The organism is Hydrogenophaga sp. (assembly GCF_025699295.1).
Lineage (GTDB): Bacteria > Pseudomonadota > Gammaproteobacteria > Burkholderiales > Burkholderiaceae_C > Hydrogenophaga.
The window spans coordinates 1-14,878 of record NZ_JAILWB010000009.1; the positions used below are offsets into that span (position 1 = coordinate 1).

Sequence of the window (14,878 nt, forward strand, 5' to 3'; positions counted from 1 at the left end):
CGCCCTCGGCGCTGGCCTCCATGAACTTCGCCAGCCGGTCCTCGGATTCGCGCAGTGCCTGCTCGGCCAGTCGGCGCTGGGTGATGTCCTGGTTCATCACTACCGCGCCGACGATGCTCCCCTGAGCATCTTCCAGCGGTACCAGGGTGACCAGGAACCACTGGGCGTGCGAATCCTCGCGAACGAAGAAGCGCTCGTAGGTGATGGCCTTGCGCTGCTGGAATGCCTGTTCGCGGAACGGCTGGGCCTCGAAGTTCGATCGGCCCAGAACCTGCTCGATCGTCAGTCCCACGATCGATTCCTCATCATGGCCGTACTGCCGCGCGTAGTGGCTGTTGGCGTACGCGCAGCGCAGCGGGTAGCTGTAGTACGAAACCATGACGGGGATCGCATTGCAGAGCGTTTGCAGAAACTGACTCTCGACACAAGCGCCCGAGCAAGCCTGCAGGGGAGCCGTGATGTCGACCCATATGCACAGATGGAGTCCCGGGTCCGGCATCCATGTGGCGCTGCAGCCGAAGCTGCGTGCACCGGCATGGCCTTGCCCGTTCGGTGCCCAGTGCAGATCGAGCTGGAAGTCGGACTTGCGGACCAGCCGTTCATGCAGCGCCTGCCGCGATTCCGGCGTCAGCGCGGAGAGGCTGTCCCTGCCTCTGCCGGTCGCACCCATCAAGGCGTCGAGCGCGGGGCTGGCGTAGACCTGTTCCCCTGTGGCGCTTGCAACCAGCACCAGACCTGGCAGGTCGTGCCACCAGGGTGCTGGCCGATCAGGCAGTGAGGGGCTGCGCTCCATGTCGGTCAGGTTTCCAGGATGTTGCGCAAGGCGGAGGCCTGCACGGGTTTGTGCAGGAGGGGGAAGCCGAGGATGGAAGCCTCGTGGATACGCTGCGGGGAGGTGTCGCCGGTGAGGATGTAGGTGGGCACGGGACGGGGCAGGCAGGCCTGCACGGCGTGGATGGCGTCAAGGGCGGTGACGTTGCCGCCCAGGCGGTAGTCGGAGATGAGCAGGTTGATCTTGTCGGTGTGCGTGATGGCCAGGAGCACGGCCTCGTCGGGCGAGAGGGCGCAGAAAGCGCGGTGCCCCCATGCCGAGAGCACGCTGTGCATGGCACTGAGCACCTGGGCATCGTCGTCGATGACGAGCACGCCCATGCCGTGCGCGGCACGGGCAAAGGACGCTTCTGATGCCTTGGGCGCGCAAGGCTCTGGGGGCGCGCAAACCGGCACGCGGATGCAGAACATGGAGCCGCGCCCGGGCTGCGAGCGCAGATCGAGCGGCGCATCCAGCAACTGCGCCGAGCGCTTGACGATGGACAGGCCCAGGCCCAGGCCATGGGACTCGTGGCGCAGGGCGGCGGCCTGACCGATCTGATAGAACTCCTCGAAGACGGCATCACGCTGCTCGGCGGGGATGCCGATGCCCTGGTCCCAGACCTGGATCTCGACGTCGGTGCCGCGGCGGCGGCAGCCCAGCAGCACGCGCCCGCGCTGGGTGTAGCGTACGGCGTTGGAGAGCAGGTTGGCGAGGATGCGGCGCAGCACGGTGGGGTCGGTGTCGACCCACAGGGAGCTGCCCAGCACGCGCAGGCGCAAGCCCTTCTCGCGGGCGAGCGGGTGGAAGTCCTGATCGAGTTCGGTGAAGAGTTGGGCCAGGCTGGTGGGGCTGCGGGCGATCTCCACGGCATTGGCGTCCAGACGGGAGACATCCAGCAGCATGTTGAGCAGTTGGCCCAGGCCGTCCAGGGAGGCCTGCATGCGGCGGCAGATCTCGGCGAGTTCGCCAGGGGACACGCTGGGGGCCTGGGCCATGGAGCGCAGCGCGGTGAGGAACAGGCTCAGGGCATGGATGGGCTGGCGCAGGTCGTGGCTGGCTGCGGCCAGGAAGACGGACTTGGCGCGGTCGGCGGCTTCGGCCCTGTCCTTCTCGGTGCGCAGGCCGGCGATGAGTTCGCGGATGCGCAGCTGTGCCTCGCGGCGGTCGCTGATGTCGCGCACCACGGCCATGCGAAGGTGTTCGCCGTTGCGCAGCATCGAACGCCCGATCACCTCCACCGGAATCCGCTCGCCGTCATGGGTGAGCAGTTCGCCCTCGTAGGCCGTGTCGCTGTGCTGTGTGATCACGCGCCGGGCATGTGGTCGATGTTCAGGGGCCAGGAGCTGCAGGGTCTCCTTGCCGAGCAGGTGCCCGGCCGGTTCGCCGAGCAGGCGGCAAGCTGCGGGGTTGACGTCGGTGATGAGGCCGTCGCGGTGGAATATCACGCCCTCGGCGCTGGCCTCCATGAACTTCGCCAGCCGGTCCTCGGATTCGCGCAGCGAGCGTTTGGCTTCATGCTCTTGCGTGATGTCCATCATCAGCACGTAGGTGCCGAGCTCCCGGCGCTCTGTGTCCAGATCCGGGACCATCGTCACCTCCAGCCAGCGGTGTCGCCCGTCGGATCGCCGCACGCCGCATTCGAATGAGACGGTTTCCAGGCTTTCGAAAAAGGGCCGCTGCATCAACACATCCCGCATCAGCGCCGCGTCGATGATTTGCGCCACAGGCAGACCAAGGATGGAGTTTTCGTCCAGGCCGAACAACTGCGCATATCGCGCATTGGCAAACAGACATCGGCGTTCCGGCCGCGGACCGAAGTAGGCCACCATCAGGCGCAGATGGTTGAACACGAGGTGCAGGCGGTTGGTGAGCTCTAGCGCCTTCTGGCGCGCGGATTCGTTGGCCGTGATGTCGGACAGGAAGCAGTCGTGATGCGCCTGATCAGTGGACTCCCAGCCTGAGCAAGCCAGCCAGGTGGGTGCAGCGCCAAGCAATTCCAGTGTCAGGTTGAAGTCCGCCGGCGTTTGCAGCGCTGCCACCAGTGCATCGCGCGAGGGTCGGGTCAGCCGTTCCAGCCAATGGCTCCCACCCTGCGCCGTACCCAGCAGATCCGCGAACGCAGTGGACGCCTCCACGACAGACCCATCCGGACGCAGGCGGACCCCAAGTCCGGGCACAAGCTTCCATGGAATGCTGGGATCTGGCATCACGAAGACGGAACGGCGTGCGGTGGTGGATCCGATGGTAGCGCGGGGGCAAGGTGCCGTGCGCCATGGAGGATCGACAAATAGTGCGAGCGAGTTATTGGCGCATGAGCGCAGCCTCTGGACACTACGGTGACCACAAACGATGCCCACCCATGCGGAGAGGAGTCGACATGCTCGCGCTTTGCGAAGAGCCCGATGTGCGAAACACGCGCGGGCTCCCACTGGATATTCAGCCATCGCCAGCCCCTCTGAGGCCACTGGAAGTGCACCAGCCTTTCGTGGACGTTCAAGCGGTGCTGCGTCTTGTCGCACAGGGGTTGCAAGACGTCATTGAACAGGACCGCAGCGCATCGCCTGCGGGACTCGACGCTCGCCTGCTGGGTGTATTCGAAGCATGCCATGCGTTGAACACCGCGCGATTGCAGATGCTGGACGTGCTGGAGACTCAGACCGGCCTCGATCGCCTGTGCCACATCCTGCGCGCCCGGGTGGGCGGGGAGCCGACCCCCGAAATGCGCAAGCTGGAAAGGGCCGCGGCGGAAATGCGCCGGACCGTGATGATGGCGGGCGACGCCTGGCACCGGGCGGGTCGGGTGTTCACAAGGCTGACACGGTTGTTGCCCGTGCAACTGGAAGAGTCTGCCCCAAGGTTCGAGGCCGTCGATGCCGTTGAAATGGCGCGACTGGCACGTGCCAGCGAATGGCGCTACCTGGGCCGCGACGCGGCGCTGAAGCAGCTGGCGCGAGCGCGAGCTCGGCGTCGAAATGCCATGGAGCCCTGGGAGGCTCCAACACCGGAGGACCTGTGTGAGTGGACTGCGCGCATGCAGGATGCTTGCAGGAAGGCGGCGTCTCCTTTCGCGGACGCCCGCGAGCGCTACGAGCGGGCGGTTGCAGACCATGCCGGGGTCAGGGAGCGTGCCACGCAGGCCGACCGTGCACGGCTGGACGCCGAGAACGGTTTCAGGATCGGGGTTCGGCCGGCACATGAACTGGCGGCCGCGCTCATTGAGCACAGTCAGTTGCGACGCGAGACCACGCAAAAGGCGGCCCGTGCATGCGTGGCGCGCTACGCGTTGTACGCGGAGGCCGGGTTGCTTTCCGAGCAGTTCGGGCTGGAATGAGGAAGCCGGGGCTGGCTGGCCCGTGCTCGGTTCAGTGCACGGCGGCAGGAATTTCTTCACGCTTCGGAGGCGAGCGAAACCAGACGCCGGCGAAGCTGCTGTAGCGCGGCATGTCACTGCGGCGGATGCCGCGATCAATCATCTTCTCGATGGTGGGCAGTTCGTTGAAGATGCTGGCCACCGATGCGTCCCAACGCGTCACCTTGACGAACGCGGCATAGACATCCTGGCCGCAGGAGCGCTGGCCCACCGGGCGCACGCTGATGCAGATGCCGTCCTCCGGCAGACCCATCCTGCGAAAGCATTGCGTGATGAGCGCCTTGTAATCCTCGGGGATCGACACGGGGCTCAACTCCGAGTCGATGCCGTCGTGCGTTGGCACCGGGCTCTTGAAGCCCAGGCGCTTGATGACACCTTGCGTCACTGCATTGATCTTCATGATCTGTCCCGTTGGTCCTGTGGACTTCAATCGCGTTGCTCACCTTGTCGGGAATGGGCGCGATCACCAGGGGGAAGTATGCGGGTGGGGGGTATCGCTCTCAATAATGCATGAGCACTATTTTGATTTTCCCCACGGGGGCGACAGCTCGAGAGTGCGTGTGGAACTACAGGTTTCCGTCCACGGAAGGCGCTTCCGCCAGTCCTGATTTCATGGCGTAGGCGGCGATCTCCGCACCGTTGTGCAGGTCAAGCTTGAGCATCACGTTCTGTCTGTGCTTGCGCGCTGTGAGTACGCTGATGTGCAGGGTATCGGCGATTTCCTGGTTGCTGCATCCCTTGGCGACCATGCGCACGATCTGCTGTTCCCGTGGCGTGAGCACCCGCGAGTTGTCGACGCCCCGTGCGGGCTGGCCCGTCGAGCTGCCAATGGCTTTGGCGACCTGCGGGCTCACGTAGCGACGCCCGGAGAGCACCGCATGAATGGCGCCGAGCAGCTCGTTGCCCTGCTCGTGCTTGAGCACGAAACCATCGGCCCCCGAAGCAAAGGCGTTGGCCACGGAACCCGGGTAGACATTGCCGGTGACCACCAGGATGCGCGTCTGTGGCGCGACCCGCTTGACCTTGCGCGCCACCTCGATGCCGGAGCTGTCGCCCAGCGCGAGGTCCAGCAGCAGCAGGTCGGGGCGATGGAACTGCACCAGCAACTCGACCTCGCTGCCCAGAGCTGTTTCCGCCACGAGCTTGAATTCGCCACTGGCTGCGAGCAGCATGCCGATGCCCTGACGAACCAGGGCGTGGTCTTCAGCGACGACGACTTTGATCATGGGCAAAATACCGTACGGGAGGATCGATCATGCCTCGATATGACCGGCATTGTGCAGTGTCTCGATCACCGCGCTGTCCCCGTCCGGACCCGTAGCCGCATCAGAGGGTATTCAGAACGGGATGTCGTCGTCCATGTCGTCAAAACCGCTGGACTGGCGTGCCGGTGCTGCGGCAGGGGCCTGCCGGGGAGCGGGCGCGGGCGCGCGGGGCGCAGCAGCGGGGCGCGAGTAGCTGCCACCACCTTCGTCACCACCGCCCATGCCTTCGCGGCCACCGAGCAGCTGCAGTTCGGTGGCGATGATGTCCACAGTGTTCTTCTCAACGCCTGCCTGGTCGGTGTACTTGCCGTACTTGAGGCGGCCCTCGACGTAGATCGGGCGTCCCTTCTTGACGTACTCGCCGGCGATCTCGGCCAGGCGGTCGTAGAAGGTGACGCGATGCCACTGGGTGTCCTCGATCATCTCGCCGCTGTTCTTGTCCTTGCGGCGGCTGGAGGTGGCCACGCTGACGTTGGCCACGGCCTGGCCGGAGGGCAGGTAGCGGATTTCGGGGTCGCGTCCGCAGTTGCCGACGAGGATGACTTTGTTGACGGATGCCATGCTGGGTTCCTTGATTGTCCTGTGAGCGGCGCGCTGCGAGAACTCAGCGCCGACCGGAGAGATTGTGCCGCAAGCCAATGCCCCGCAGGGAGGTCGGCTGGGGCTGTTCTGGAAGGGGCTTGCCCCCAAGGGTGAATAATGCAGGCCTCCATGAAAAATCGCGAGCCGGACTTTTTTCAGAACCTGCAGGACGAATTCTCCGATGGCCGCGCCTGGCTGGACCGCAGCATCGTGCTCGGCTACGCGGTGGTGGCAGGCCTCTTTGTCGTTGCGTTCACGTACCTCAGCGAGACGGCGTTCGAGTGGTTCAAGCACCTGCACGAGATCGCCCCCTGGGCGGTGCTCATCTGGACGCCCTGCCTGACCGCGCTCATCGTGTGGTGCACCCGGCGCTTCTTTCCTGGCGCAGCTGGCTCGGGGATTCCGCAGGTCATGGCCGCGATCGACCCCCGAGTGGACAAGAAGGCGCGTCGCCATCTGGTGTCGCTGCGGCTGACGCTGGCGAAGATGGTGCTGGGCGCGGCCAGCATGCTCGCGGGGCTGTCGGCCGGGCGCGAAGGCCCGTCGGTGCAGGTGGCCGCCGGGGTGATGCACGACGCGCGCCGCTGGCTGCGGCCGGGATCGGCCATGAACGATCATGCGCTGCTGGTGGCCGGGGGCGCCGCCGGCATCGCCGCGGCGTTCAATGCGCCGCTGGCGGGGGTGGTGTTCGCGATCGAGGAACTGTCCAAGAAGATGGAGTCGCGCAACAACGGCCTGATCATCGCGGCCATCGTGCTGGCTGGTCTGGTCGGCATCTCCTTCTACGGCAATCTGACCTATTTCGGCTCCATCGAGGTGCCGCGCCTGAGCTGGGGTGTTTTCCTGCCGGGCCTGGTGGTCGTCATCCTGTGCGGCGTGCTGGGTGGCCTCTTCAGTCGCCTGCTGGCTGCATCCATCGAAGGGTTGCCCGACCGCTTCAGCGCCTACCGCCGTCGCTTCCCGGTTCGTTTTGCCGCGCTCTGCGGGCTGGCTGTGGCGGTCATCGGCCTCGTCAGCGGGGGCGCCACCTTTGGTGCGGGTGCCGAGGAGGTGCGCAACATGCTCGCTGGCGAAAGCGACGTGTCGCGCCTGTACGTGTTGCTCAAGCTGGTGGCCACCTGGCTGACCACCTGGAGCGGTGTGCCCGGTGGCATCTTCGCGCCCTCGCTGTCCATCGGTGGCGGCGTCGGCCACGACGTGGCACAGATACTGGGGGGCAGCAACACCAGCGCACTGGCCCCGAGCCTGATCGCACTGGGCATGGCGGGCTTCCTGGCTGCAACCACCCAGGCACCGCTGACCTCCTTCATCATCGTGATGGAGATGATCAACGGACGTTCCATGGTGCTGAGCCTGATGGCGTCGGCCATGCTTGCCAGCCTGATTGCGCGCCTGATCAGCCGTCCGCTCTACTCGGCACTGTCGGCGCTGATGATCAACGCGGTGAGCAAGACCGGTGCGCCGCCGCAGGAGGGTGCGGAGTCGGCCCCGACAACCTCTGCGGGCGCTGCAGCCTCCGGGGCATCGGGCAGCGACGGCGCGCCCCAACAGCCGACCTCAGCGGGCGCCGGCGACGAGCCACCGGCTGCTTCTTCACCCGAGACTCCCCGGTAGCGGTCGGTTGGCCCGTTCAGGGCCGCGCGCTGGCGGAGTGAGGGGTCCGCATGCGCCAGGCCACACCGAACCACAGCAGCATGAGCAGCGCGCTCACGGCGAAGATGCCGGCGCTGCCCCAGGCCCGGGCGACCAAGCCGCCCAGGCTGCCTCCGGTGAAGATGCCCAGCGACATCAGTGTGTTGTAGACGCCCAGTGCCGCGCCACGCTGGTGCGGTTGTGCCAGCCGCGAGGCCAGGCTGGGCTGGCTGGCTTCCTGGGTGTTGAAGCCCACGAAATACAGGCACAGCAGCACGGCCACACCCCAGAGCGAAGGCGCCTGCAGGCTGAACAGGAAACCCAGTTGCACCAGGCCGATCAGCGCGATGGCACCCAGGTAGACCGCTTTGAAGTGGCCCATGCGTTCCAGCCGGAACAACAGACCGCCCATGATCAGCAGCGAGGCCAGCACCGCAGGCAGATAGACTTTCCAGTGCTCGGGGGGCGCCACGCCCGACTCCACCAGCAGCGCGGGCACGGCCATCCACATGGCGATCTGCACCGCATGCAGCACGAACACGCCCAGGTCCACGCGCAGCAGGTCGGCATGGGCCAGCACCTGGCGCAGGCCGCCGCGGTCCGCAGCCTGGTGCAGCGCGGGCTCGGGCGGCACGACCCAGACGATCACGGCCATGCCGAGCAGGGCCAGCGCGGCCGTCAGGGCGAACAGGCCGCCCAGCCCGATGTGTGCGACCAGCAGCGGCGCAGCCACCAGCGAGAGCGCGAACATGAGGGCGATGCTGATGCCCACCAGCGCCATGGACTTGGTGCGCACCTCGTCGCGTGTGAGGTCGGCCAGCAAGGCCGTGACCGCCGCGGAGATGGCCCCCGCGCCCTGCAGCGCGCGGCCAGCCACCAGCCAGGGCAGGCTCGGTGCCCAGGCCGCCAGCGAACTGCCCAGCACGAACACCGCCAGACCCGCCAGGATCACGGGCTTGCGCCCCAGGCGATCGGACGCCATGCCCAGCGGCACCTGCAGCAGCGCCTGTGTGAGGCCGTAGATGCCCATGGCCAGGCCCACCAGCGCCGGATCGTCGCCGCCGGGATAGTGCCGGGCCTGCAGCGCGAACACCGGCAGCACCAGGAACAGGCCGAGCATGCGCAGCGCATAGATGGCCGCCAGGGCCCCGCTGGCGCGGCGCTCGGTGGCGGTCATGCGGGCGCTGTCGGCAGGAGGGATCGCCGGGGTGACGGGGGTAGAGCTCAGGGAGGACAAGGGAGAAGGGCCGCGAGGGCGGGGCAGGCAGACGCCGTATTGTCCGCGAAAGGCGCGTGCGCGCCGGGCGGGAGGGCGTGAAACCGCGTCGCGGCTTATCATGTCAGGTTGCCCTGAACTCCTCCGCCTTGCCTTGAACCAGAACCTGCCCCCGGACCTGAAACTGCCTGGATCGTCGGGCGATGCCGCACGTGAAACCCCCGCCGTGGGGGAGCCATCGCCTCGCTACCTGGCCGCCGCGCTGCGGCACGCCAGTGCCTTTCTCTCGGTGCGCGGCGCGCGCACGCACAACCTCAAGAACATCGACCTCGACATCCCCAAGCATTCGCTGGTGGTGATCACCGGCCTGTCGGGCTCGGGCAAGTCCAGCCTGGCCTTCGACACCCTGTACGCCGAAGGGCAGCGCCGCTACGTGGAGAGCCTGTCGGCCTACGCGCGCCAGTTCCTGCAGCTCATGGACAAGCCCGACGTGGACCTGATCGAAGGCTTGTCGCCGGCGATCGCCATCGAGCAGAAGGCCACCAGCCACAACCCGCGCTCCACCGTGGGCACGGTGACCGAGATCCACGATTACCTGCGCCTGCTCTACGCCCGCGCCGGCACACCGCACTGCCCGGACCACGGACTGCCGCTGGCCGCGCAGAGCGTGGCCCAGATGGTGGACGCGGTGCTGGCGCTGCCCGAGGGCACGCGCCTGATGATCCTTGCGCCGGTGGCGCGCGAAAAAAAGGGTGAGTTCAGCGAGCTGTTCGCCGACATGCAGGCGCAGGGCTATGTGCGCTTTCGCGTGGACGGCGCGGTGCTGGACGCCGAAGCCTTGCCGGCGCTGAAGAAAACCGAAAAGCACAACATCGATGTGGTGATCGACCGCGTCAAGGTGCGCGCCGATGGTGGCGCGCAGGACGAGGGGGTGAACCCGCTGCGCCAGCGTCTGGCCGAGAGCTTCGAGGCCGCGCTGCGCCTGGCCGACGGGCGCGCCATTGCCGTGGAGATGGATGCGTCCGAGGCTGCACCCGGCGCCGTCCCGGTCGAGCACGGTTTCTCTGCCCGGTTTGCCTGTCCGCTGTGCCACTACACCGTCGGAGAGCTCGAGCCGCGCCTGTTCTCCTTCAACTCGCCCATGGGCGCCTGCCCGACCTGCGACGGCCTGGGCCACACCGAGTTCTTCGACCCGGCGCGGGTGGTGGCGTTTCCCTCGCTCAGCCTGGCCAGCGGTGCCATCAAGGGCTGGGACCGGCGCAACGGCTACTACTTCGCGATGATCGAGAGCCTGGCGGCGCACTACCGGTTCGACGCCGACGCGCCCTGGGAGTCGCTGCCCGAAGCGGTGCGGCAGGTACTGCTCTACGGCTCGGGCGAGGAAGAGATCAAGTTCAGCTACGCGCTCGAATCGGGCGAGCGTGCGGGCAGGAAGGTCAGCAAGAAGCACCCGTTCGAGGGCATCGTGCGCAACTTCGAGCGCCGCTACCGCGAGACCGACAGCGCCGCCGTGCGCGAGGAACTGGCGCGCTACCGAGCCGTGCAACCCTGCCCCGAGTGCGGCGGCTCGCGCCTGCGCCGTGAAGCGCGCCACGTGTTCGTGGGCGAAGGTGAACAGAAGCAGCCGATCTACACCATCAGCCACGTCACGCTGGGCGAGGCGCTGGCCTACTTCCAGCGGCTCGAGCTGCATGGCGCCAAGGGCGACATCGCCGCGCGCGTGATCAACGAGATCCGCCAGCGCCTGAAGTTCCTCAACGACGTGGGTCTGAACTACCTCAGCCTGGACCGCAGTGCCGACACACTCTCGGGCGGCGAGGCCCAGCGCATCCGCCTGGCCAGCCAGATCGGCAGTGGTCTCACCGGCGTGATGTACGTGCTCGACGAGCCCAGCATCGGCCTGCACCAGCGCGACAACGACCGCCTCATCGCCACCCTGCAGCACCTGCGCGATCTCGGCAACACGGTGCTGGTGGTCGAGCACGACGAGGACATGATCCGCACCGCCGACCATGTGATCGACATGGGGCCGGGCGCAGGCGTGCATGGCGGGCACGTGATGGCCCAGGGCAGCTGCGAACAGGTCATGGCCACCCCCGACTCGCTCACCGGCCAGTACCTGAGCGGCACGCGCCGCATCGCCGTGCCCGCGCGCCGCACCGCCTGGCTGCCGGTGCTCAAGGCCCCGCCGGCCGGCAAGCCCGCGCCCGCCAAGCCGCGTTTCGCGCCCAGCCCGGCGGCCGAACGCCGCGCGGCGCGCGAGGCCGCGCACCAGGCCACGCTGGGTGCGCTGCAGGAAATCCGCGTGCTCAACGCCAGCGGCCACAACCTCAAGGGTGTGAGCGTGGCCTTTCCGGTCGGCCTGCTCACATGTGTCACCGGCGTCTCCGGCTCGGGCAAGTCCACACTGGTCAACGACACGCTCTACGCCGCCGTGGCGCGCACGCTCTACCGCTCGCACGACGAACCGGCGGCGCACGAGGCCATCGAAGGCATCGAACATTTCGACAAGGTCATCAACGTCGACCAGTCGCCCATCGGCCGCACCCCGCGCAGCAACCCGGCCACCTACACGGGCCTCTTCACCGGCATCCGCGAACTCATGGCCGAAATGCCCACCGCGCGCGAGCGCGGCTACGGCCCGGGGCGCTTCAGCTTCAACGTGGCCGGCGGCCGCTGCGAGGCCTGCCAGGGCGACGGCGTGGTCAAGGTGGAGATGCACTTCCTGCCCGATGTCTACGTGCCTTGCGAGGTCTGCCACGGACAGCGCTACAACCGCGAGACGCTGGACGTGTTGTACAAGGGCCGCAACATCGCGCAGATCCTGGACATGACGGTGGAGCAGGCGCACGCCTTCTTCAGCGCCGTGCCCACGCTGCACCGCAAGCTGCAGACGCTCATGGACGTCGGTCTGACCTACATCCAGCTCGGCCAGAGCGCAACCACGCTCTCTGGCGGCGAGGCGCAGCGCGTCAAGCTCGCGCTGGAACTCTCCAAGCGCGACACCGGGCGCACGCTCTACATCCTCGATGAGCCCACCACCGGCCTGCACTTCGCCGACATCGAACTGCTGCTCAAAGTGCTGCACCAGTTGCGCGACGCAGGCAACACCATCGTCGTGATCGAGCACAACCTGGACGTGATCAAGACCGCCGACTGGGTCATCGACATGGGCCCCGAGGGCGGCGCGGGTGGCGGCACGGTGGTGGCGCAGGGCACACCGGAGACGGTCGCGGCGCACCCGGACAGCCACACCGGGCACTACCTGCGCCGGTTGCTTTCCGTCTGAGGTTCAGTGGTTGCGGTAGGCGATGCCCACCGTGGCGCCGTACGCAGTCTTTCTACCCACCAGCGGGCTGCGCGCCGCCGCCCCCTGCAGCTGTGAGGCGCTCAGGCCGCCGAAGGCGACCCAGTGCCGGCTCAGCGCCGAGGTGATTCGCCAGCCCACCGAGACGCTGTCCCACCCGGAACCGATTGCGAACGCGGGCAGGCCAGTGGCCGCCGCCGATGCCGGGTCGATGCCATAGTGCGTCTGCCGGTGGGTGCCGTTGGCCCAGCCCGCACCCAGCGACAGGTCCCAGTGCGTCTGCGACGACACCGGATACCGGTAGCCCAGCCCGTGGTCCAGCCGCAGGCCACCCTGCCGCCCCAGCAGGTCCTGCGAGGCGCGCACCGAATACGTCCAGCGGCTGCCCAGGGCCGCGGTGGCCGCGAGGCGCCCGCGCACGGTGGCGCGGACGTCGGGCAGGCCACGGAAGACGGCATCGTCGTCCCACGAGCGGCCTTCGTCGATCGACAGCGAAGTGCTCAGTGACCAGACATCGCCGCCAGCCAGCACGGTGCTGACGCCCGAATCCACGGGTTTGCGGCCCTGGCTGAGCAGGGCGCTGGCGCCCGAGGTGGCGAAGCGGAACCGACCCAGCTGGAAGGCCCAGATCGGGCGCAACCGCAGGCGTTGTTCCACGTCGCTGCCCAGCAGCGGCGCCGACGACACCAGCGAGGCACCCAGCAGGTAATCTCGACTGGCTTCCAGGGCGACCGGATCGGCGGCGCGAGCCGGTGCCTCCGAGGCGTGCGCGCACAGGCCTGCCAGGCCCAGCAGGCCCGCCACGGCCCGCGCTGAGAGCAATTCTCCGCGTGACATTCGCGGGCTCAGAGCCGACCCAGGTCTTCGATGGCGTCGACCACCATGCCGGTGCCGATGGCGATCAGCAGGATGTCGGCAGCGACGCGCACGTACTTGTGGCCTGCAGGCGGCAGGCCCAACTGGATAGAGATGCCGCTGGGCACGGGGTAATAGACCAGGTCGCGAGGCAGAGGGCGGCCCATCTGCCACTGCTTCGCCTGGCCCGGCGGCATGCAGCCATTGTTCTTTTTCGCCAGGCCGGGTGGGCACTTGCCGGCCTTGAAGCGCGGTGTGTAGTAGTCCTGGGCTGCGCGACGCTGGGCATCGCCAAAGTAGCCACCTATCTGCACGTCGATGGTCACCCGGGGGGACGATCCGGAATCGCTGCCGGGCTGCCGCTGCTCCAGCTTGTGCTTGTCTCCCTTGCCTGGCTTGCCTGCCCAGTCGGGTTTTTCCGCCAGGGCGGGAAGGGCCACCAGGCTCAGGCCCAGTAGCAGGGAGGGAAGGACGGCCAGCGATCGGGAGGTCATGGAGGGATTTTCGTGGGGAATCAGGGGAAATCGAAATCAGTGGTTCGGGTTTCGCCCATGACCAGCGCGAACGGGCCGGCGCTGCGGGTTGCGCCTCCCGAGGTAGCCCGCAGGCTGAAGGCATTCTGGGCGACCGGATCGGCCACAAAGCTGAGGCTGGCACCGTTGGCATACAGCGCGATCTGCGGCGGCGCAACGGCGACGTTGTGGTCGTAAACACCGGTCTCGGAGTCCACCGGGCCGCCCGCCAGCTCGATCGTCGGGCCGCCGTTCAATGTTTGCAGCACGCGCACCTCCGCGTCGATGGAGCTGACCGCCGTAGTGACCTCGCCATCCAGGGTGGCGCTTCCCGAGGCGGGTGGGTCCAGCCTTTCGCCCGGCGGGCTCACGCGCAGCAACTGGCCGTTGAACACCTCCACGTTCTTCACCACCAGGGTCGCCCTGCCGGGCGACGTGACGACCAGGGTGTAGTTGCCGGGTTCAATCGGTTGCAGCTTGAAGTGACCGTCCGGCGCCGGCGAGGTGGCACGCACCGGAACGCCGTTCTGCTGCAGCGACACCGTTGTGCCGGACACCACCAGTGCCGCGGCAACCTCGCCCTGTACACCCGTTTCGGTGCGTGGCAGCACGCGCAGCACCGGCTTGAGCAGGTACTGGCCGGACATGCCGGCGACCACCACAGAGCGGCAGGCGTCGAAGTCGAGTACGAAGTCGGCGACCTGATCGGGGGCCACGGTGAGGGCGGTGCTGATCTTCAGGCCCGATTGCGCGCCACTGGGCGTCTTCAGGGGTGTCTCTGCGCCGCCGGAAGGGATCACCGAATTGGCCAGCGGGTTGCCCGGCGTGTTGTCCTCCAGCACCAATCGCAACTGCGTATAGGTGCCTGCGGGCAGGCCGGTCTGGCCGAGTTCCTCCAGCACGCCGTTGGTGAGCGTGAGCAGGTCCAGGCGGCGCGGGGGCGTCAGTTCGATGGTGGACCAGCCGCTGTCGCTGTCCACTGCCGTGCTGCTCTGGTGCACGCGCACTTGCCGCACCGTCACATTCACCTCGTCGTAGCCGCAGGCGGGCGCGTCGGTGAGCGCCAGCCGCAACGTGCCGCTGGCTGAGCCACCGTCGCCGCCCCCGCCGCAGGCGCCGAGTGCGGCGAGTGCCAAGGCAGCCGCCCAGCGGCGGAAAGGGTGTGTGTTGTGCATGGTCGTGGTCCGGGTCGTTCGTTCGCCGCGCACCCGCGGCAGGGAGAACCGCTATTGTCGGATGACCCTGGTGCACCTCTGTTACAAGCTGTAGTGCCGCGCGCCAGCGCTTGTCACGCTCGCGAGGTGGCGCCGCGACGGGCACGCTGG

General features: G+C 67.6%; 12 protein-coding genes. 3 read left to right on the plus strand and 9 right to left on the minus strand.

What is annotated here, in order from left to right:
* Positions 1–793: PAS domain-containing protein (locus tag K5880_RS10660; RefSeq protein WP_297651505.1), on the minus strand; the 793-nt coding region annotated here is incomplete at its 3' end.
* 5 nt (positions 794–798) lie between these two features.
* Entirely contained in the window at positions 799–2,949 is a 2,151-nt protein-coding gene (locus K5880_RS10665) for a PAS domain S-box protein (RefSeq protein ID WP_297651507.1), read from the minus strand.
* Positions 2,950–3,191: 242 nt separating this feature from the next.
* On the opposite strand from K5880_RS10665, the gene K5880_RS10670 reads away from it, so the two are divergent.
* On the plus strand, positions 3,192–4,145 hold the full coding sequence (locus K5880_RS10670) for a hypothetical protein (RefSeq protein ID WP_297651509.1): 954 nt from the start codon (positions 3,192–3,194) through the stop codon (positions 4,143–4,145).
* 31 nt (positions 4,146–4,176) lie between these two features.
* Here the strand turns inward: K5880_RS10670 and K5880_RS10675 are convergent, their stop codons facing one another.
* The 3 genes from K5880_RS10675 to ssb all read right to left on the minus strand — a co-directional run bounded on the left by K5880_RS10675 (position 4,177) and on the right by ssb (position 6,010).
* Positions 4,177–4,584: a hypothetical protein gene (locus tag K5880_RS10675; RefSeq protein ID WP_297651511.1), complete on the minus strand. Its 408-nt coding sequence runs from the start codon at positions 4,582–4,584 to the stop codon at positions 4,177–4,179.
* Between the two features lie 166 nt (positions 4,585–4,750).
* The gene (locus tag K5880_RS10680) at positions 4,751–5,410 is read right to left on the minus strand and encodes a response regulator transcription factor (protein ID WP_297651513.1); all 660 of its coding nucleotides are present in this window, start codon (positions 5,408–5,410) and stop codon (positions 4,751–4,753) included.
* Positions 5,411–5,521: 111 nt separating this feature from the next.
* Positions 5,522–6,010 carry a single-stranded DNA-binding protein gene (gene ssb, locus K5880_RS10685; RefSeq protein WP_297651515.1) on the minus strand — a complete coding sequence of 163 codons (489 nt, stop codon included), beginning with the start codon at positions 6,008–6,010 and terminating at the stop codon, positions 5,522–5,524.
* A 150-nt stretch (positions 6,011–6,160) separates the two neighbouring features.
* Between ssb and K5880_RS10690 the strand changes: the two genes are divergently transcribed.
* A complete protein-coding gene (locus K5880_RS10690) occupies positions 6,161–7,645 on the plus strand; it encodes a chloride channel protein (RefSeq protein ID WP_297651517.1) in 1,485 nt (494 codons plus the stop codon).
* A 16-nt stretch (positions 7,646–7,661) separates the two neighbouring features.
* Here K5880_RS10690 and K5880_RS10695 read toward each other — a convergent pair whose 3' ends face one another.
* Complete coding sequence (locus K5880_RS10695; RefSeq protein WP_297651519.1) at positions 7,662–8,840, minus strand: MFS transporter; 1,179 nt, start codon at positions 8,838–8,840, stop codon at positions 7,662–7,664.
* A gap of 265 nt (positions 8,841–9,105) precedes the next feature.
* On the opposite strand from K5880_RS10695, the gene uvrA reads away from it, so the two are divergent.
* The gene (uvrA, locus tag K5880_RS10700; protein ID WP_297652022.1) at positions 9,106–12,168 is read left to right on the plus strand and encodes an excinuclease ABC subunit UvrA; all 3,063 of its coding nucleotides are present in this window, start codon (positions 9,106–9,108) and stop codon (positions 12,166–12,168) included.
* A gap of 3 nt (positions 12,169–12,171) precedes the next feature.
* Here the strand turns inward: uvrA and K5880_RS10705 are convergent, their stop codons facing one another.
* Genes K5880_RS10705 through K5880_RS10715 form a run of 3 tightly spaced genes read right to left on the minus strand, consistent with a single transcriptional unit; the run spans position 12,172 to position 14,728 of the window.
* Positions 12,172–13,023, minus strand: a complete 852-nt coding sequence (locus K5880_RS10705) for a MipA/OmpV family protein (protein ID WP_297651521.1) — start codon at positions 13,021–13,023, stop codon at positions 12,172–12,174.
* A gap of 8 nt (positions 13,024–13,031) precedes the next feature.
* Positions 13,032–13,535 carry a hypothetical protein gene (locus K5880_RS10710; RefSeq protein ID WP_297651523.1) on the minus strand — a complete coding sequence of 168 codons (504 nt, stop codon included), beginning with the start codon at positions 13,533–13,535 and terminating at the stop codon, positions 13,032–13,034.
* A gap of 20 nt (positions 13,536–13,555) precedes the next feature.
* A complete protein-coding gene (locus K5880_RS10715) occupies positions 13,556–14,728 on the minus strand; it encodes a DUF4382 domain-containing protein (RefSeq protein WP_297651525.1) in 1,173 nt (390 codons plus the stop codon).
* Positions 14,729–14,878: the final 150 nt, after the last annotated feature.